At 37.7% G+C, this 19,091-nt stretch carries 19 protein-coding genes; 15 read left to right on the forward strand and 4 right to left on the reverse strand.

All coding sequences use genetic code 11. From position 1 onward, the window contains the following. Positions 1–61 precede the first annotated feature (61 nt). From CLOS_RS04780 to CLOS_RS04815, 8 genes are all read left to right on the forward strand, one after another. Complete coding sequence (locus CLOS_RS04780; protein WP_012158786.1) at positions 62–1,150, forward strand: dipeptide epimerase; 1,089 nt, start codon at positions 62–64, stop codon at positions 1,148–1,150. A gap of 314 nt (positions 1,151–1,464) precedes the next feature. After that, the gene (gene nuoE, locus CLOS_RS04785; protein ID WP_012158787.1) at positions 1,465–1,965 is read left to right on the forward strand and encodes an NADH-quinone oxidoreductase subunit NuoE; all 501 of its coding nucleotides are present in this window, start codon (positions 1,465–1,467) and stop codon (positions 1,963–1,965) included. Positions 1,966–1,983: 18 nt separating this feature from the next. Next, positions 1,984–3,891 (forward strand): NADH-quinone oxidoreductase subunit NuoF, encoded by a 1,908-nt coding sequence (gene nuoF, locus CLOS_RS04790; RefSeq protein ID WP_012158788.1) that lies wholly within the window; start codon positions 1,984–1,986, stop codon positions 3,889–3,891. 2 nt (positions 3,892–3,893) lie between these two features. Then, positions 3,894–5,630 carry an NADH-dependent [FeFe] hydrogenase, group A6 gene (locus CLOS_RS04795; protein WP_012158789.1) on the forward strand — a complete coding sequence of 579 codons (1,737 nt, stop codon included), beginning with the start codon at positions 3,894–3,896 and terminating at the stop codon, positions 5,628–5,630. Between the two features lie 245 nt (positions 5,631–5,875). Continuing rightward, a complete protein-coding gene (locus CLOS_RS04800) occupies positions 5,876–6,121 on the forward strand; it encodes a TM1266 family iron-only hydrogenase system putative regulator (RefSeq protein WP_012158790.1) in 246 nt (81 codons plus the stop codon). 29 nt (positions 6,122–6,150) lie between these two features. Then, positions 6,151–7,179, forward strand: coding sequence for an ABC transporter substrate-binding protein (locus CLOS_RS04805; protein ID WP_041719000.1), 1,029 nt, complete (start codon positions 6,151–6,153; stop codon positions 7,177–7,179). Then, complete coding sequence (locus CLOS_RS04810; protein WP_012158792.1) at positions 7,154–7,915, forward strand: ABC transporter permease; 762 nt, start codon at positions 7,154–7,156, stop codon at positions 7,913–7,915. The genes CLOS_RS04805 and CLOS_RS04810 overlap by 26 nt, the downstream gene beginning before the upstream one ends. A gap of 31 nt (positions 7,916–7,946) precedes the next feature. Then, positions 7,947–8,591: an ABC transporter ATP-binding protein gene (locus tag CLOS_RS04815; protein ID WP_278183757.1), complete on the forward strand. Its 645-nt coding sequence runs from the start codon at positions 7,947–7,949 to the stop codon at positions 8,589–8,591. Positions 8,592–8,597: 6 nt separating this feature from the next. Here CLOS_RS04815 and CLOS_RS04820 read toward each other — a convergent pair whose 3' ends face one another. Next, positions 8,598–9,830 (reverse strand): mechanosensitive ion channel family protein, encoded by a 1,233-nt coding sequence (locus CLOS_RS04820; protein WP_012158794.1) that lies wholly within the window; start codon positions 9,828–9,830, stop codon positions 8,598–8,600. A 197-nt stretch (positions 9,831–10,027) separates the two neighbouring features. Here CLOS_RS04820 and CLOS_RS04825 point away from each other — a divergent pair, with 197 nt between their 5' ends. Together CLOS_RS04825 and ybaK are read left to right on the forward strand one after the other, a co-directional pair. Further along, positions 10,028–10,501 (forward strand): methylated-DNA--[protein]-cysteine S-methyltransferase, encoded by a 474-nt coding sequence (locus CLOS_RS04825; RefSeq protein WP_012158795.1) that lies wholly within the window; start codon positions 10,028–10,030, stop codon positions 10,499–10,501. A gap of 12 nt (positions 10,502–10,513) precedes the next feature. Next, positions 10,514–11,011 carry a Cys-tRNA(Pro) deacylase gene (gene ybaK, locus CLOS_RS04830; RefSeq protein WP_012158796.1) on the forward strand — a complete coding sequence of 166 codons (498 nt, stop codon included), beginning with the start codon at positions 10,514–10,516 and terminating at the stop codon, positions 11,009–11,011. A gap of 98 nt (positions 11,012–11,109) precedes the next feature. Here the strand turns inward: ybaK and CLOS_RS15225 are convergent, their stop codons facing one another. Genes CLOS_RS15225 through CLOS_RS04845 form a run of 3 tightly spaced genes read right to left on the reverse strand, consistent with a single transcriptional unit; the run spans position 11,110 to position 12,964 of the window. Beyond that, positions 11,110–11,925, reverse strand: a complete 816-nt coding sequence (locus CLOS_RS15225; RefSeq protein ID WP_012158797.1) for a YfjL-like protein — start codon at positions 11,923–11,925, stop codon at positions 11,110–11,112. Further along, on the reverse strand, positions 11,922–12,473 hold the full coding sequence (locus CLOS_RS04840) for a zf-HC2 domain-containing protein (protein WP_012158798.1): 552 nt from the start codon (positions 12,471–12,473) through the stop codon (positions 11,922–11,924). The genes CLOS_RS15225 and CLOS_RS04840 overlap by 4 nt, the downstream gene beginning before the upstream one ends. Positions 12,474–12,475: 2 nt before the next feature. Beyond that, positions 12,476–12,964 carry an RNA polymerase sigma factor gene (locus CLOS_RS04845; protein ID WP_012158799.1) on the reverse strand — a complete coding sequence of 163 codons (489 nt, stop codon included), beginning with the start codon at positions 12,962–12,964 and terminating at the stop codon, positions 12,476–12,478. Between the two features lie 167 nt (positions 12,965–13,131). On the opposite strand from CLOS_RS04845, the gene CLOS_RS04850 reads away from it, so the two are divergent. The 5 genes from CLOS_RS04850 to abc-f all read left to right on the forward strand — a co-directional run bounded on the left by CLOS_RS04850 (position 13,132) and on the right by abc-f (position 19,032). Next, positions 13,132–13,833: a lysoplasmalogenase family protein gene (locus tag CLOS_RS04850; protein WP_012158800.1), complete on the forward strand. Its 702-nt coding sequence runs from the start codon at positions 13,132–13,134 to the stop codon at positions 13,831–13,833. Between the two features lie 159 nt (positions 13,834–13,992). After that, positions 13,993–14,445: a DUF4342 domain-containing protein gene (locus CLOS_RS04855; RefSeq protein WP_012158801.1), complete on the forward strand. Its 453-nt coding sequence runs from the start codon at positions 13,993–13,995 to the stop codon at positions 14,443–14,445. Between the two features lie 256 nt (positions 14,446–14,701). Further along, on the forward strand, positions 14,702–15,385 hold the full coding sequence (locus CLOS_RS04860; RefSeq protein WP_012158802.1) for a response regulator transcription factor: 684 nt from the start codon (positions 14,702–14,704) through the stop codon (positions 15,383–15,385). Continuing rightward, positions 15,378–16,952, forward strand: coding sequence for a sensor histidine kinase (locus tag CLOS_RS04865; protein ID WP_012158803.1), 1,575 nt, complete (start codon positions 15,378–15,380; stop codon positions 16,950–16,952). The genes CLOS_RS04860 and CLOS_RS04865 overlap by 8 nt, the downstream gene beginning before the upstream one ends. A 439-nt stretch (positions 16,953–17,391) precedes the next feature. Beyond that, entirely contained in the window at positions 17,392–19,032 is a 1,641-nt protein-coding gene (gene abc-f / locus CLOS_RS04870) for a ribosomal protection-like ABC-F family protein (RefSeq protein ID WP_012158804.1), read from the forward strand. The last annotated feature ends 59 nt before the right edge of the window (positions 19,033–19,091 follow it).

Here is a 19,091-nt window from a genome sequence, read left to right on the forward strand (position 1 = left end):
TAGGGAATTATGGACTTTTACTGGATTTTACCAGTTAAAAAATATTTAGGGGGAATTTAATTTGAAAATTACAGACATCAAGATTGGGCATATATCCGTTCCATTAAAGAAGCCCTTTAAGACTGCTTTAAGAACCGTTAATAGTGTAGAGGATATTATCGTTAAGATCGAAACAGATACGGGACATATAGGATATGGAGAAGCACCCCCTACAGGCGTGATAACGGGCGATACAACAGGCGGAATAAGAGGGGCTATAGAAGAACATATTAAGAAACATATCATTGGCATGGATATTGAGAATATGGAAGAAATAATGCTAAGACTAGATAAATCGGTTGTAAAAAATACCAGCGCTAAGGCAGCAGTAGATATAGCAATTTATGATTTATATGGTCAGTTATATAAAGCGCCGGTCTACAAATTACTCGGTGGATATAGAAAAGAAATAATAACGGATATAACTATAAGTGTAAATAACCCTGAGGAAATGGCTCAAGACAGTATGGATGCTATAAACAAAGGCTATAAAACATTAAAGATTAAAGTGGGAAAAGATTCCGCATTGGATTTAAAACGTATGAAAGCAATTAGAGATGCTGTTGGCTACGATGTAGATTTAAGAATAGACGCAAACCAAGGGTGGAATCCAAAAGAAGCCATATACACATTAAGAAAGATGGAAGATGCAGGATTGAATATAGAACTTGTTGAGCAACCAGTAGTGGCCCATGATTTTCAAGGATTAAAGCTTGTTACAGACAATGTTTCGATACCTGTATTAGCCGATGAAAGTGTATTCTCACCTAGAGATGCGATGACGATTATACAAATGAGAGCTGCAGACCTAATCAATATTAAATTGATGAAAACCGGTGGATTGCATAATGCACTGAAGATATGCTCAATTGCTGAAATATATGGTGTTGAATGTATGGTAGGATGCATGCTTGAATCTAAGCTAAGTGTTACTGCGGCTGTACATTTAGCAGCAGCTAAGAGCATAATTACAAAAATAGATTTAGATGGACCAGTGCTATGCAGTGAAGATCCCATCATAGGCGGAGCAGTATTTGATGAATACAGAATTACTCTAAATGATGAACCGGGGTTTGGATTTAAAGAAGTACAAGGAGTCACTTATAAATAGAAATATAATATTTAGTAGATCGCCATTGTATATTTAAAGATTGAATAGCTTTAAAAAAAAGATAAGCAAGTAATGGTAAGGAAATCCACTACTTGCTTATTTTATTTATATCTACTTCAACAAAATAGGGAATAAATGACGTAAAATGTCGAGTGCGTGTTAATAAATTAACAATATACAGAATATTTTAAAAAAACAGAATATTCTGTTGAACTGAGTCATAAATTTGATATAATATTTATAATGATAACAATGGTATTTAAGCCAGTTATCACTGAGAAGTATAAATTGAAGAAGGACGGAGGGATTAATGGATGGAAAATCAAAATTGTTGTTGTGGTCAACAAGAACAAACAAACAGTACTATGCTAAAAGCAAAAGAAGCTCTACAGGACATTAAAGGTACAGAAGGTGCATTGATACCAGCACTACATAAAATACAAAGTATTTATGGATATTTACCAGAAGAAGCTTTAATACTTGTATCTGAGGAATTGGACATACCAATTACTCAAATCTACGGAGTTGCTTCGTTTTATTCGCTATTTTCCTTAGAGCCTAAGGGACAACACGTTATAAGTGTATGCTTAGGTACAGCCTGTTACGTAAAGGGCTCACAGAACATATTGGAACGTCTAAGCAGTGAGTTAAATATCCAGGAAGGAAATACCACAGAAGATGGTAAATTCACATTACAGGCAACGAGGTGTATCGGCGCTTGTGGATTAGCACCAGTCATCATGATTGATGAAAAGGTGTATGGAAGGTTAACGCCCAGTGATGTTCCTAAGATTTTAAGTGAATATACGGAATAGAGAAAGAAGGGGGGACATATGGTGAAATCAATTCATGAATTGGATGAAATCAGAAAGATAACAAAGGAAATTGTGCGACAGGATAAGGAGAGGGAACAACCGAGGATATTAGTCGGTATGGCAACCTGCGGGATCGCTGCAGGGGCACAGCCCGTATTATCTGCAATCATAGAAGAAGTGGAAAAGTTGGGTCTACAGGATATTATCATCAAACAAACAGGATGTATCGGTGCCTGTCAGATTGAACCCATCGTGGATATCATACTGCCAGGAGAGAAAAAGGTAACCTATGTAAGAATGAATCCAGAGAAAGCAAAGAAAGTGATTCAGGAACATCTAGCAAATGGACATATCATAGAAGACTATACAGTGAAATCCTCTTTGGAGAAAATGAAAAAAGAAAATCCAGATTTAGAGATGACCATATTCTTTGATGAAATCGATTACGCAAAAAGACAGCACAGAATCGCACTTAAGAATTGTGGGGTCATCGATCCAGAATCAATTGATGAATATTTAGCTCTTGATGGATACAAGGCATTACAAAAAGCAATCACGGAAATGGCTCCTCAAGACGTCATTGATGTGGTCAAAGCATCTGGACTGAGGGGAAGAGGCGGCGGTGGTTTTCCTACAGGAATGAAGTGGGAATTTACAGCCAAAGCAGCCAATGATAAAAAATATGTGGTGTGTAATGCGGACGAAGGGGATCCAGGTGCTTTCATGGATCGATCCATCCTTGAGGGGGATCCACAATCCGTATTGGAAGCCATGGCAATTGCAGGGTATGCAATCGGCTCTGATAAAGGTTTTATTTATATTAGAGCGGAATATCCAATGGCTGTAAGACGTTTAGAAAAAGCCATCGCTCAAGCTAAGGAATATGGACTTCTAGGACAGCGCATTATGGGCACGGAATTTAATTTTGATATAGAAATAAGACTGGGAGCAGGAGCCTTCGTATGTGGGGAAGAAACCGCACTGATTCGCTCCATCGAAGGAGAACGAGGAATGTCTGTACAAAAGCCACCATTCCCAGCAAATTCAGGCTTATGGGGCAAGCCTACCTTGATCAATAACGTAGAAACCTTTGCAAACGTAGCACAGATTATTTTAAAGGGTGCAGAGTGGTTCAAATCTGTAGGCAGTGAGAAAAGTGCTGGAACGAAAGTGTTTGCCCTGGGTGGTAAGATAACAAACACTGGTCTTGTTGAAATTCCAATGGGAACTACCTTGAAAGAGGTGATCTACGACATCGGTGGCGGAATTCCTCATAACAAAAAATTTAAAGCGGTACAAACTGGTGGACCGTCCGGCGGATGTATACCCTATACTCATATTGACTCTCCAATCGATTACGACACTTTAACTACCATAGGCTCTATGATGGGTTCCGGTGGAATGATCGTAATGGATGAGGATAACTGTATGGTGGATGTGGCGAAGTTCTTCCTAGAATTTGTTTCTCATGAATCCTGTGGAAAGTGCTCTCCTTGTAGAATCGGAACCAAGAGACTCCTTGAAATATTGACAAAGATCACCGAAGGGAAAGGAACCATGGAAGATTTAGAAAACTTAGAGAAACTTTCTCATGATATTAAGGCTACAGCTTTATGTGGTTTGGGTCAAACGGCTCCCAACCCTGTGCTATCTACCTTGAAATATTTTAAACATGAATATGAGGCCCACGTAAGAGAGGATCGCTGTCCAGCAGGTGTATGTAAATCCTTCATGACCTATACCATATTCCCATCGAAATGCGTTGGCTGTGGCGTTTGTGCGAGAGTGTGTCCTGTACATGCAATTAGGGGCGTAGTGAAAAAGCCATACCATATTGACCAAGCGACTTGTATTAAATGCGGTGCCTGTATGGACCAATGTCGTTTTGAGGCCATAGAAAAGACTTTTAAAAAAGGGAGTGAATAGGGATGGTTAAACTTACAATAGACGGTATTCAGGTTGAAGTGCCAAAAGGAACAACCATATTAGAAGCTGCAAGAACTTTAGATATACATATACCCACATTATGTCATTTGAAAGGCGTTAACAACAGTGGAAGCTGTAGAGTTTGTGTAGTAGAATCAGGACCTAGACTGGTGGCATCGTGCTCCATAATGGCAGAAGATGGAATGGACATCAAGACCAACACAGCAAAGGTAAGAGAGTCGAGAAAAACCGTCGTAAAGCTGATTCTATCGGATCACAAAAGAGAATGTACCACCTGTATTCGAAGTGAGAATTGCGAGCTACAGAGTTTATCCAGCGAACTGAATATTCGAGATATCGAATATGACGGAGAGCGGTTACAGCTGGGTACGGATTCATTGTCTCCCTCTGTTTCTAGGGATCCAGAGAAATGTATCCTATGTGGTCGGTGTATCAGCACGTGTTCAAAGGTACAAGAAGTTCATGCAATTGGGTTCATTGAGAGAGGTTTTGATACTACCGTTGCACCAGCCTATGCTAAATCTTTAGACGATGTATTTTGTACCAATTGTGGTCAATGTATTACGGCCTGTCCTGTAGGAGCATTGTACGAGAAAGAAAACATTAAAGATGTATGGAAAGCCATCTACGACAAAGAGAAATACGTTGTGGTACAAACGGCGCCAGCAATCAGAGCGGCTCTGGGAGAGGAATTCGGTATACCGGTGGGAACCAGTGTTACGGGAAAAATGGTTGCAGCCCTGAGACGGTTAGGATTCGATAAAGTATTCGATACCGATTTTACAGCAGATTTAACCATCATGGAAGAGGGAACAGAGCTCATCAGTAGGTTAACCTCAGGAGAGAATCTACCGCTTATGACATCCTGCTGCCCTGGCTGGATTAAGTTTGCAGAACATTTCTACCCGGATATGCTGGATAACTTATCCACCTGTAAATCGCCACATGAGATGGAAGGCGCATTAATCAAGAGTTACTTTGCAGAAAAGATGGCAATGGATCCGAAAAAGATCGTAACAGTTTCAATTATGCCATGTACGGCTAAGAAATTTGAAAGCGCTAGAGGGGAATTATCCAATGACGGACTTCAGGATGTAGACTTGGTTCTTACAACGAGAGAGCTTGCTAGAATGATCAAAGAAGCTGGGATCGATTTTGAAAACCTACCAGTTGAAGAGTTTGACAATCCTTTTGGAGAATCTACTGGCGCAGCTGTAATCTTTGGCGTTACAGGTGGTGTGGCAGAAGCGGCCTTAAGAACTGTCTTTGAAATATTATCAGGTAAGGAATTGGAAACTGTAAACTATACTGCAGTTAGAGGGCTAGAAGGTGTGAAAGAGGCGGTCATAGAATTACCCAATGGAATGACCATCAACTCTATTGTAGCTCACGGTCTTGGCAATGCGAGAAAAGCTTTGGATGTCGTAAGAAATGGAGAAAAACAATATCATTTTATAGAAGTAATGGCATGTCCTGGTGGCTGTGTAACGGGCGGTGGGCAACCAATCGTTGATTCAGAATACCGAATGGATCACGATATTCGATTACAAAGGGCAAGTGCAATCTATGCAGAGGATGAAAGCAAGGTATTAAGAAAATCACATAAGAATCCATACATCACAAAGATCTATGAAGAATTTTTGGAAGCACCAAATTCTGAAGTAAGTCACAAGCATCTACACACACATTATGTGAAAAGAGAGAAGTTCTGGAAATAGAAAATTCTATTTATTCTGTAAAACTAGATTTTCTGGTTTTATAGTGGTAAATTTAATATATAGACCTAATTGCAAGGAACATCTGAGCAAAAGGGGAACGTATAGATACCATCTAATGCCTTCCAACCTTTGTTGGAAGGCATTGATTTTGAGCACTTGAAGCCCTAGACTCTATCTAGCGTTGAGTGTGACATAAAGTTTTAGAGTTTGAGCGAACAAATTTTATTGTTGAAGGGGGGGAGAGCGTGGAGAAAAGAATCGGTGTCGTAGGAATCGTTGTTGAAGATATTGAAATTTCACCAAAGGTAAATGCAATACTCCATGATTATGCCGATATTATCGTTGGAAGAATGGGCATCCCTTATCGGGATAAAGGTATTTCCATCATATCCATTATTGTAGATGGCAGCATGGATACCATCAGTGCCATGACGGGCAAACTAGGAAAATTGACTGGAATCAGTGTAAAAACAGCTCTTACAAAGGTATAGAGATAAAATTTTGGGAGGAGAGTGTTCCTGTGAAAAAGAGAATGGTACTTTTTTTATTAGCCTGCATCATGATTTTGTCCACCGTATTAACGGGGTGTAGCCAAACAGGGAAACCAGAGGAAGTAGCCAAGGGGACCGATGTTACAGAAGAAATAGCAGAGGATCCGATTCGGGTCAATGTTGGATTTGTAGACGGAATTCCTGCCTTGAGTATGGCGAAGCTAGCAAAGGAAACGCCCATGGTAAAAGAAAATGTTACAATCCATTACGATTTGATCAAAGGATCGGATCTCATCGTTTCCAAAGTAATGAACAAAGAAGTAGATATTGCCATCGTTCCTTCAAACTTAGCATCCATTGCGTATAATCAGACCGATGCCTATATGGTGGGTGCTCTAAGTGGCTTTGGCAATCTCTACGTTCTTTCCAGGGAAGATATTTCTTCCATCGAAGATTTAAGGGGAAGAGAGATTACGACCATAGGAAAGGGCTTAACGCCGGATATTGTTTTCCAGTATGTACTGAAATCCAATAACATCGATCCAGCAAAGGATATTACCATCAACTATATGGGTGGCGCAACGGAACTAGCACCTGCATTCCTTGCGAAAAAGGCAGAGATTGTATTGGCTCCAGAGCCGATGCTCAGTACCATTTTATCGAAGGATGAATCTGCTAAGATTCAGCTCAGCTTAAACGAATTATTTGCTGAGGCTGCTGGTACAGATTTAGGATTTCCTCAGACTGTATTGATTGTAAAAAAAGAATTGGTAGAAAGTCATCCCAACTTTATCGGTACTTTCTTAGATGAATATGAGAAATCTGTGGATTGGGCAAGGGCGAATCCGGAAAAACTGGGGAAATACGGAACAGAGCTAGAGATTACAGTACCTGCTGGAATATTAAATCAAGATTCTATCCAGCGAATGAACTTAAATTTTATCGATGGCAATGAAATGAAGGAGATCTACATGAAATATGTGACGATTTTATCAGAAGTGGATGCAAAGACAATAGGAGGAAAGCTTCCAGATGAAGGCATTTTCTTTACGAAATAGGGGACCTATTATCATCAGTACGGCTGTATTTCTTTTAATTTGGCATTGGGCATCTGTTGTGGTAGGGCAGAGCGTGATTGTACCATCTCCAGGAGAGGTTCTACATTCTCTCTTGGAGATACTAAAAATGAAAACAACGCTGCACATCATTTTTCAAACATTGAAGCGAACCGTGTCCAGCTTTATCGTTTCTCTTCTAGGGGCGATTTTAGTTGGGTTTACCACCTACACTATGCCCATGCTGCGAAAAATTATGAGCCCCGTCTTGTATTTTATAAAGGCAGTGCCAGTGGTTGCCGTTATATTGTTGATTCTTATATGGTCCAACAGCGAGGTTGCACCAGCCATCGTAGGCTTTCTAATGGTATTTCCTTTTTTATATGAAGGCGTTCTCAATTCGTTAACCTCCATAGACAGGGAATTGATAAGCATGACCAAGCTATATAAGGTATCTCTTTTTTATAGAGTCAAAGATCTGCATCTGCCTAGTATTTATTTTGGTATGAATGGGATGCTGTCTTCAGCTTTCGGTCTTGCCTTCAAATCCGTAGTGGCAGGGGAGGTGCTGAGCCATCCCAAATTTTCTATTGGAAGCGCCATCTATAGGGAGAAAAACTACTTAAATACCTCCGGTGTTTTAGCATGGTTAATCATTATGGTCAGTATCAGTATCTTTTTAGATCAATTTGTGAAATTGCTGGGGAGGGGTCATCATAGAAATTATAAATCTGAATAAAAGCTTTGGGGGAAATATTATTTTAGAAGATATTCATTTAAGGATATACCCCCAAAGAATCAATGCAATTATAGGACCTTCTGGTTCTGGGAAAAGTACCTTGCTTCGGATTATTGCTGGACTAGATCACGAATTTTCAGGGTCTATTGAACCCATAGGACAGAATCGAATCGGTTACATTTTTCAAGAGCCTTGCTTAATCCAATGGAAAACTGTAAGGAAAAACATGTGCTATGCACTTAGCGGTCATGTGGACGAAAAAAAGCTATTGGACTACAGTAAAATACTGGGGCTTACAGATTATTTAAATTATTATCCAAGCCAGCTCAGTGGCGGTCTTCTGCAGAGGGTCAATCTTTTACGGGGATTTCTCTATCCTGCTACACTGCTGCTAATGGACGAGCCCTTTAAATCCTTAGATATTAAAAACAAGAAAGCTGCAATGGAGCTGATGATAAAAATTCAACAAGAAAGAAATCTCACAGTAGTATTGGTGACCCATAGTTTAGAAGAGGCAGTGGCGCTGGGCGACTATATCTACATCATGCCCAATAAACCTAAGGGTCAGCTGGAATGCGTTATAAATCCTAGGGATTCTATCCATGAAAAAAGCTCTACCGAAAATAAAATAGAGCTTTTAAATACATTGAAGGAAATTCTAAATACAGGCCATTAAACAGATTTAACTGTTGAGGTTTTTGAAATCATGACCTGTTGGACTTTGATAAAGACGAAGATCAAACTCCGGAATGATAGCTAAAATGTGATCGAATATATCCGACTGTATGGCTTCGTATTTTACAGAAAGGATCTCTTTTGAGAAAACATAGATTTCTATAGGCAAACCGTTTGCAGTAGGCTGAAGCTGTCTTACAACCTGAATCATATCTTTATGCACATTTGGATGATGCTTTAAATAATTTGTGATATACATTCTAAATACACCGATATTGGTTAAATGTCTTCCATTGACCATATTCGATGGTATGGCATTGAGCTTTTGATTATGATGATCGATTTCTAAAGTCTTTTCTTCGATGTAGTTTTTAATGTATTCAATTTCTTTAAAACGATCCAGCATTTCTTCATTACAAAATTTGATGCTGGTCATGTCGATATGAATGGATCTTTTGATTTGTCGAGCGCCTGCTTCCTGCATACCTCTCCAATTCTTAAAAGAATCGGATATCAACACGTGAGTCGGAATGGTAGTGATGGTTTTATCCCAATTCTGTACCTTTACGGTGTGAAGAGAAATATCAATAACGTTTCCGTCAGCTTCATATTTTTGCATTTCAATCCAATCGCCTATTTGAAGCATGTTGTTGGATGTGAGCTGAATGCTGGCCACCAGACCTAAAATTGAGTTCTGAAAAACTAAAATAAAAACTGCTGTAGCCGCACCGATACCACTAAGTAATATCAATGGAGAACGGTTGATTAGAACACTGATGATTACGATAATGCCAATGACATAGACCACGATTTTAATGACCTGAAGATATCCCTTGATGGGTCTTGCCTTAGAAACAGGAAATTCTTGATAAATATGATGGATGGTATCTAAGGATTTATCCAAGGTCAACAAAATAATAAAAATGATATAGGAAAAAGCAATTCGTTGAATCAAGATTTGATAAGTAGGAAATACAGGTGCCCAAAGATGAATCAAAGCGCCGGGCACAATGCGGGACAGGGTTTCAAAAACCTTTTTTTCTAAGAAAATATCGTCCCATTTATTTTTCGTTCTTTTGATATAGGCGGTTAAAGTTCGAAGTAAAACTTTTTGCACAACAAAATCGGCGACGATGCAGGTGAGTATGATGAAAATAATCGCCAATATATTGGATAAAAAGATGGAGAGTCTTTCATTAAAATTGTAATTCAGTAGTAAATCATAAATAAATTTAATCAATTGTATGGCTCCTTTTAACAAAACTTTTTTGTAATCATTGATTCCATTATAATATATAGGGTTTCATTCTGCAAATTAGATATGCATTGATTTATATAGAATAATTCATAATATTGACAGGTTCTGCAATGAAAACTAAAATTATAATATAGTTGAAGAGAAGAGGACGCATTAGTAGAATGGAGTGGGATCGTACCATGAAGAATATATTTTTTTACCATACACCAATAGGGAAAATCGGTATTGCTGAAAGCAACAATGCTATAACTCATGTTTATTTTGACGAAGAAATCCATGAGAAGGATATGGAAATAAAAGAGACACCGGTTTTAAAAGAAGCAGGAAGACAACTTATGGAATATTTCGAAGGTATTAGAAAGGATTTTGATCTACCTCTTGCACCCCAAGGAACAGCCTTTCAACAGAAAGCATGGAAAGCCTTACAGGAGATTCCTTATGGAGAGACGAGAAGCTATGGTGACATAGCAAAGCGTATAGGCAATCCAAAGGCATGTCGTGCGGTTGGAATGGCAAACAATCGCAATCCCATTGGGATTATCATTCCTTGTCATCGGGTGATTGGTGCCAATGGAAAATTGGTAGGCTACGGCGGGGGCTTGCATATTAAAGCGTATCTTTTAAAACTTGAGAAAGAGAAAGTAAATGCTTAAGGGAGGGATACTGTGGCAAACGTAAAAACCAATGCAATGAGAATTTTAGATAAAGCGGGAATCCCTTACAAGATCTATACCTATGAACAAAAGGATGGCTTAGTTGACGGCATTTCAGTTGCAGGAAAAATAGGACAACCCTTTGAAAAAGTATATAAAACTTTGGTTACCCAAGGTGCCAGCAGAGAATACTATGTTTTTATTGTTCCTGTCAATGAGGAACTAAATTTAAAAGCAGCGGCAAAGTCCGTCAATGAAAAAAATGTGGAAATGATTAAGAGTACAGATATAACCAAGGTAACGGGGTATATTCGAGGTGGTTGCTCTCCCGTAGGAATGAAGAAAGAATATAAAACAGTTTTAGACAGTTCCTGTAATCGTGTAGATCGGCTCATTGTAAGTGCAGGAAAAATCGGTTATCAAATTGAGATTGCTACAGCGGATTTAATCCGCTTAATCCGCTGTGAAGTTGAGTCCATTGTCATGGATAAACAGGTAGATGGAGCCTAGAAGCTGAGATTGGATGGTGTAAATAAAAAGAACAGCCTTCACCGGATATGAATCTGGTGAGGGCTGTTCCTATGAATCGTCAAAATCTGAAGTAAAGCTTATTGTGTGCGGCCATCTTTAATAAAAACTCGGATTCTCTCAGGAGCTTCTGGTTTGTCTTCTCCTTTTTCTACGTCATAATCCTCATCCTTATCCTCGTAATTCAGTGCGTCCTCTAATAAGCTCTCTAGATTCCCACTTTCAATATCCGCCGGCTGAACACCATCAACCATTAGGAGAATATCCTTGTGCTCTGAATAAAGATGGTAGGATGTAAATTTAAATCCATGGTTCGTCAGTAGATGATGAGCAGTTTCTAACAAATGGGCCACATTTTTTAAAGAAGGATTCTCTAAATCTGATTGAAGGGTAATTTGCATATCCACTGGGAGACTTCGATCAAAGTTCATATCCAATTGAATGGCACCGTTTTTTTGTTCATATTCCCACTTCTCCACGAGCACCATGGTTCTATTACTTTCTAATCCCTGAACCTCCGATAAAATTGGTCGGACTAAGTTGGCACATTCTTCTTGCAATCTGCTCAGTGTGTTAAACTTTCCAAGAACATAGGAGTCGTAGTCATCATATCGGATCTGGCCATTGCGATAATAAATATTAAAATGGGTATCGATACTGGTTTTCGATGATGCCTTTACGATATATTCTCCAAACTTAAAATTGTAGCGAGGCTTTTCAATGATAAGATCTAGATCTGAATAGTTTTTTTCAATATGTTTTTTTGCAGCCTTTTTGGCAAAAGATGCAGATACGGGATTTCCAATGAAGGAATTCGTTACAAATAAAATAGCCCCGATTAAGCCAATGGCCATTACCAAAGCAATAATTTTGAACAAACCTTTATTATTTTTCATGATCTTTCCTCTTTTCTCAATGCAAATTTTAGGAGTGCAGCGATGATAATACCAAGGATCGTAAGGAAGGCATAGATAGTGCTTAAAAATATAGGGATAAAGAAAACTGCTACCTGAAAACCTTGGGATATAGCGCCGTCAAAAATACTTTGGATCAATAACCAGATATAAGACGCCATAAAAATTCCTACAGGAGCCCAATAGTATTTCTTTTTTAAGACAAAATAAGCACAGCTACCCACGATAGGCATAATCAAAAAATTATAGAACATGGCAAAGGAATTTGAAATCAAGATACCGATGAGAGCACCGGTCATAATGAATGTAAATCCAGTAAAAAAAAGATGTTTTTTAATGGAGGATATAATTTTCCTATCGTTAACGGTATCTTCGGTAATTACACCAAATCCTTCGAATTCTGCTCTACAATTTTCACATGCTTTGATATGTTCATAGACCAAAGCTTTACTGTCGTTGCTTGCAACATGATCGACCACTAAAGGTATTAAGTCCAAACATACATCGCAAGAAATATGTTTCCTATTCATATTCAATGTAATCCCTCCATTTCCAGCTTTGATTGAATCCACTTTTTCACTCTAAAGTCAATCACCCGTGCGGAGCTTTCCGATACCCCTATTTTTTCAGAAATCTCGCTGTAGGAAAAGCCGTCAATACGCATATTGACGATGTTGCGTGTTCGCTCATCCTTTGTAGACAATAATTCATGAATTCGAAAGATGGTTTCTTTCGCTATCAGACGATCCTCCATACTCTCCGTAATATAAATCTCTAAAAGGTCGTCGTATTCTACTTGTGCCTTGAAGCCCCGTAAATGCTGGAGCCATAAATTTCTTGCGATACCGAATAGCCATGTTTTAATCGATGAATTCTCTTTGAATCTTGGGAGCGCATGGATCGCCTTTAAAAAGGTTTCAGACAACAAGTCCTCTGAAAGAGTGGGATTGTGAGTAAGACCCATTAAGTAATAAAATACATCCTGCTTATATTGCCGATATAAATTTTCAATTTTAAGCACCGAAATCCCCCTTTCATTTAATTAGTCACAAAAAACGGGATTTTGTTACAGATAAAAAAATAGCATAGATGGATCGTAGCATACTTTCCCTCGTATCCTTTGCATAATAAGAACATATAAAGGAAATATAATACCATAACAGAATTCTAGACACAGGAGATGAAAGCGTGAAGCATAAAAAGCGGGTTCTAAAAATAGCACTGGCAATAATTTTTGTATTCTATTGTCTATTCATCTATAGGGATATGCATCATACATCTGGATTCTTCCCCACCTATATCCTAAAATATATATCGATCCTATTCTGTTTTTTCATCACCCTGATGATTGGAAAAGATTCAATTCATAAAAGGGATCGAACATTGCTCCAGTTCGGAATGCTTTGTACCGTATTTGCAGATTTCTTTTTTCTTATTTTAAACCATTACATTGTAGGCATCGGTTTTTTCTGTCTCGTTCAAATAATTTACTATTTCAGATATAAGGGCAGGATCATTCCTTCCATACTCTTTCGATTTTTGCTGGGTTTTTTATTGATAATAGGCATTCATTTGCTATTAAATCTGTTGGAAGTAAAGGTAGAATGGATCCTCACTATGGCATCTTTTTATGCCCTATGTATCATTACAAGTGTGATTGAATCTATCCACGTATTGAAAGTCAATGGATATCCAGCCATCAATAGATGGCTTATTGTATTGGGCATGGTTTTATTTCTTTTATGTGATATCAATGTAGCTCTATCTTATTTGATGAAATCCTATGCCATAGAGCTTTATGGTACTTCAGCTACTTTGATATGGATTTTTTACTTACCGTCCCAGGTATTCCTGTCTCTTAGTGGATATCGTTTGAATCGAATAAAATAATCAAGGAACATTCTAGGATAAGTTTTTCTATGGGTGGATTCGCAGATAAAATATTTCAATCAAATTTCTAATGAAATTCTAATCTTCAACTCATGGGAATCTAATGCATACCTCCTATAATAAAAGTATAAATTAAATAAAATAAATGGAGGGGTATACATGACAATCACAATAGAAATGATTGATGAGTTAAAGAAAAGAGCAAATATAAGCTTTGAAGAAGCAAAGATGGTCTTAGAAAGATACGATGGCAACATCGTAGAATCTTTAATTTATCTTGAAAAGCAAAAGAAAACAAAATCCACATTATTCGAGGAAAAAGAGAATCTCTTTAATAAGGTAAAAGTGGTCACGGCGAAAGGGAATGCGATTCGATTCATTGTGAGCAAGGATGACCGAAATGTACTGAATTTATCCTTAACAGCAAGTATTATCTTAGGAATTTGTACATTCCATATTACTTTCGTAGCGTTGATCGTTGCTTTATTTGCTGGATATCGATTTAGATTTGAGCGAAATGGCAGTGATATGAAAGTAAATTCCATACTGAACAAAGTTCATAACGATGTAGATGATTTTAGAAAAGAAATGAAAGATGATTTTACAAAATAAAAAAGTTTTTTTAGAAGCAATGCAAGAAAGCTTTTGTGAAACCCATTTACGGTAAAGTTGTTCTCCTTTCCTGTATGAAAAAGAAACTGCCCTATTTGTTATAAAAGTTTTAGAGATAGCCTGTGAAAAACAGGCTATTTTTAGATGGGTTTAAAGAGCAGGGTATGAAAATGTGAATCGTCATTCAATACTTATCAGCTTCCATGAATTAAGGTATAATTGAACGATAGATTCATATTAAAGGGGCGAAATTGAAATGAGCAAAAAGAAAATTTTGATTGTAGAAGACGAGATTAAGATTGCCAGATTTTTAGAGCTGGAGCTAACCCATGAAGGATATGATGTAGAGCAGGCACATGATGGAAGGGAAGGGGTTCAGAAAGCACAGAATGAACCCTTCGATTTAATAATTCTGGATATCATGCTACCTCACATCAATGGGATAGAGGTCCTAAGAAAGATTCGACAAACTTCTACGATTCCTATTATTATGTTGACGGCAAAGGACGAGGTCATGGATAAGGTCATCGGGCTAGATATGGGCGCCAATGATTATATGACGAAGCCCTTTGCCATAGAAGAGCTTCTAGCTAGAATCAGAGCTGCTTTAAAAGCCGGCAGACAGCTTGTTTCCAAGGAAAACACCTTACAGCTTGGCAACTTAAAGTTAGATACAGATATGTACAAAGTTACCTACGGCACTGAAATCATTGAACTGACAAAAAAAGAATTTGATCTGCTGCACTATTTTTTAGAGAATAAAAATATTGTATTGACTCGAGATAAAATTCTTCAAGCGGTATGGGGGTATGACTATATTGGAGATACCAATATAGTAGATGTGTACATCCGATATTTGAGAAGCAAAATAGATGATAAATACAATATCAAGCTGATTCATACCGTTAGAGGGGTGGGTTATATTTTAAAGCATGAATAAATGGCGTGAAGTATTCAATCTAATGAAAAAAATACTCTATTTTTCAGTCAGTTCCGTAAGGGTAGCCTTTCAGAGTCTCCGTATTGATTTTAGAAAAATATACTATAGTATAATCGAAAAGCTTCGATTTTCTTTAAGCTTAAAAATCACCTTGGTTCACGCTAGAAAAACGCTATCCATTTTGACAACGTTTACCATGCTGATTCTTGTTGGGTTCGCACTACTCAGTTTTTGGAATGCACAAAATCTTATGGCGAAAAATTATGCTTTAATTTCTACATATGTAGAAGAAACGGGATTTGAAGAGCGCATGGAGAATCTTTTAGCCTTTGACCGCCTATCGGTCACAATCTTTGATGAAGATGGACTGGTGCTTTATACGACAGAAAATCGAAAGAACAGTATTTATTTTTATGAGAAAGAGGCATTGGTAGATGCCTTCAGCATCAATAAAAACTATATTTTAGCTTTAGATTCAGGTCCTATGAACTATAATTTCATAGATTCATTGAAAGACATAAATCATGAGGAGCAAGAATATAGCTATGGATATGCTATGATTTTGCTGGAGAAAATAGAGTGGCATAAGACATCTGCCCATATTCAGATCAAAAATAGAATGATCAGAGAAACCACTGCATTCATATGGTTGGCGGCAATTCTATTGGGAATCAATCTGATCCTTACTTTGGATGTACTGTTTTCCGGTATGAAATCCAGTAGGAAAATTTTAAGACCCATTGAAACTATGACGAAAACAGTTGAGAATATAACCATCAATGAGCTGAATACTCGCTTGAATATTAGTGGTTCTCAGGACGAATTAAAAGACTTAGCTCGGAATTTCAATAATATGCTGGATCGGATTCAGAAATCCTACGATCAACAGAAACAGTTTGTCTCCGATGCATCCCATGAACTGAGAACACCAATTTCCGTAATTCAAGGCTATGCCGATCTATTGAATCGGTGGGGAAAAGATGATGAAAAGATATTGGAGGAATCATTGCTCGCCATCAAAGAGGAATCTGAAAATATGAAATCCCTTGTGGAAAAGTTGCTTTTTCTGGCGAGAAGTGATCAAAACACTCAAAAAGTAGAAAAAACAAGCTTTTATTTAAATGAGCTCATCGAAGAGATTGTGAAGGAAACCAGATTAATCGATGAGGAACACCATATTCTCTGTGTCGAAAACGAAGATATTTTTCTCAATGCAGACCAAAGGCTCATAAAAGAAGCATTAAGGATATTTATAGACAATTGTATCAAATATACGCCCCATGGTGGCAGTATAAAGATCGGGTCAAAAGTTAAAGAGAATAAGGCGATTCTGTCCATCGAAGATACAGGCATCGGTATTCCCAAAGAGGATCTACCAAATATTTTCAATCGTTTTTACAGGGTGGATAAATCCCGAACAAAGGGTACGAAGGGTGTGGAAGGAACTGGACTGGGTCTTTCCATAGCAAATTGGATCATTAAAGAGCACCATGGGGATATTCAGGTGGAAAGTGAAATCAATCAGGGGACGAAGATCACCATAAGTTTACCCCTGTATTGCAAATGAGAAGAATCCGTATTTATCTAATTTGACAATCAATTGGATCCTGTATATAATGAAGTTGATTTTAGAAAATAAACTTGAGAAAGGGCAAGGTATTTGCAGCCATGGAGATATAATTCACTTAAATAACTAATTTAAAATGAAAATAAAATTTGTTTGCTGAAGCGGATGGATTTTATAGCGTGCTCAATTTTAAGCGCTGCTTAAAATATAAATAATGCCTTGGTTGAAAAGGTTTTATTTGGAGTGCATTTTATTAGAATAATTGGGTGGATAGTATTTTTAACTGAGAATAGCTTGCTTGTTATATATTGAATCTTAAGGAATCTTTTGCTGGAGGGTATATTGTGATACTTTTCTTTCGTAAGGGTTTGTTTCTATGAATTAAGATGATAATATCAATAAGGAAATGCTATCCTCTCATAACAAGGGAGGATTTTTTATGTTGTTGATTGAGGCGAGTAAGATTAAACAATATTTTGGGGATCGATTACTGTTGGATATGGATCATTTAAGAATATATTCTGAAGATCGAATCGGAATCGTTGGAAGAAATGGTGTGGGCAAGACCACCTTCATCAATATTTTAAGTAATCGAATACAGCCCAGCGATGGGTGGGTTCGACTATATGGCGAGTATTCCTATATATCTCAGCTAGAGGAGCCCGTGCACAAAATTATAAGTGACGAGATTGCATCTAAATTCGGTGTTGAAGCCCTTTGGCAGGACCATATGAGCGGTGGTGAGAAGACTCGATTTAAGCTTGCAAAGGCCATTGAGGATCATAAAGTCATCCTATTTGCAGATGAGCCCACCAGCAATGTGGATATGGAAGGCATTGAATTAATGGAAAAAATTTTTAATGGGTACAAGGGTGCCTTCGTGGTCATATCCCATGATCGAAGCTTTTTAGATCGAGTATGCAATAAGATATTGGAAATAGAAAATGGTAGAATAAAAATATACAGCGGTAATTATACAGACTATCAGCATCAGAAGGAAAAGGAAAAAGAAAGAGCAGTCTTTGAATATGAGGAATACATCTCTGAAAAGAAAAGGCTGGAAGAGGTAAGGAAGGAAACGAAGGAAAGAATAAAGGGTTTGAGAAAAACGCCGAAGCGCATGGGAAATTCTGAAGCTAGATTGCATAAAATGGGGCCGCAGAAAGCAAAGGCGAATTTGGATCGGTCTGTAAAAAGTGTAGAGAAGAGAATAGAGCACCTCGAAGTCAAAGAAAAGCCGAAAGAAGAAGCAGTAATGAAGCTGGATGTTTTAGATTCCAATAAGCTGCATAGCAAGATCGTCGTGGCAGGAAAAAATATAGAAAAAAGCTTTGGTTCAAATCGGATATTTCATAATGCTGAGTTCAATATTTACAATGGTACGAAGGTAGCTTTGATCGGTCCCAATGGGTGTGGGAAAAGTACTTTGATTAAAATGATCCTAGCTCATGAGGATTCCATCAAGATTGCTCAAGGGGCAAAAATAGGATACTTTAGTCAAAATATGGATATCTTAAATGTGAAACAAAGTATTTTAGAAAATGTTATGGAAAGCAGCATCTATCCGGAAAACTTTGCGAGATTATTGTTGTCACGGCTGCTCTTTAAAAGAGAGGATGTTTATAAAAAAGTAGAAGTATTAAGTGGGGGAGAAAGAGTGAAGGTTTCTTTTGCCAAAATTGTTTTACAGGATATCAATTTTCTGATACTGGATGAGCCGACAAATTATATGGATATTGACTCTTTAGAAGTCATAGAAGAAACCCTAAAAAATTATGACAGAACCTTACTGTTTGTCTCCCATGATAGAAGATTTGTAGAGGCGATTGCCGACAATATTATGACCATAGAAAATAAGAAGATAAAGGTATTTCACGGAACCTATCAGGAGTATTTATCTAGAAAAAGTAAAGCCACAACCAGTATGAATGAGGAGCGGAATCAACAGATTCTCTTATTAAAAAACCGTCTTTCAGAAGTGATCGGCAGATTGTCCCTGCCATCTAAAGGCGATGATATAGAAGCTCTGGACAAAGAATACCATACAATATTAGCGGAGCTTCAGAAATTCAAAGCATAGATTTCTGCGAATCATATTGCATCATGGTGCTTAATATAATAAAATGATTAGGTCTAAGG

Source organism: Alkaliphilus oremlandii OhILAs (genome assembly GCF_000018325.1).
GTDB classification, from domain to species: Bacteria; Bacillota; Clostridia; order Peptostreptococcales; family Natronincolaceae; genus Alkaliphilus_B; species Alkaliphilus_B oremlandii.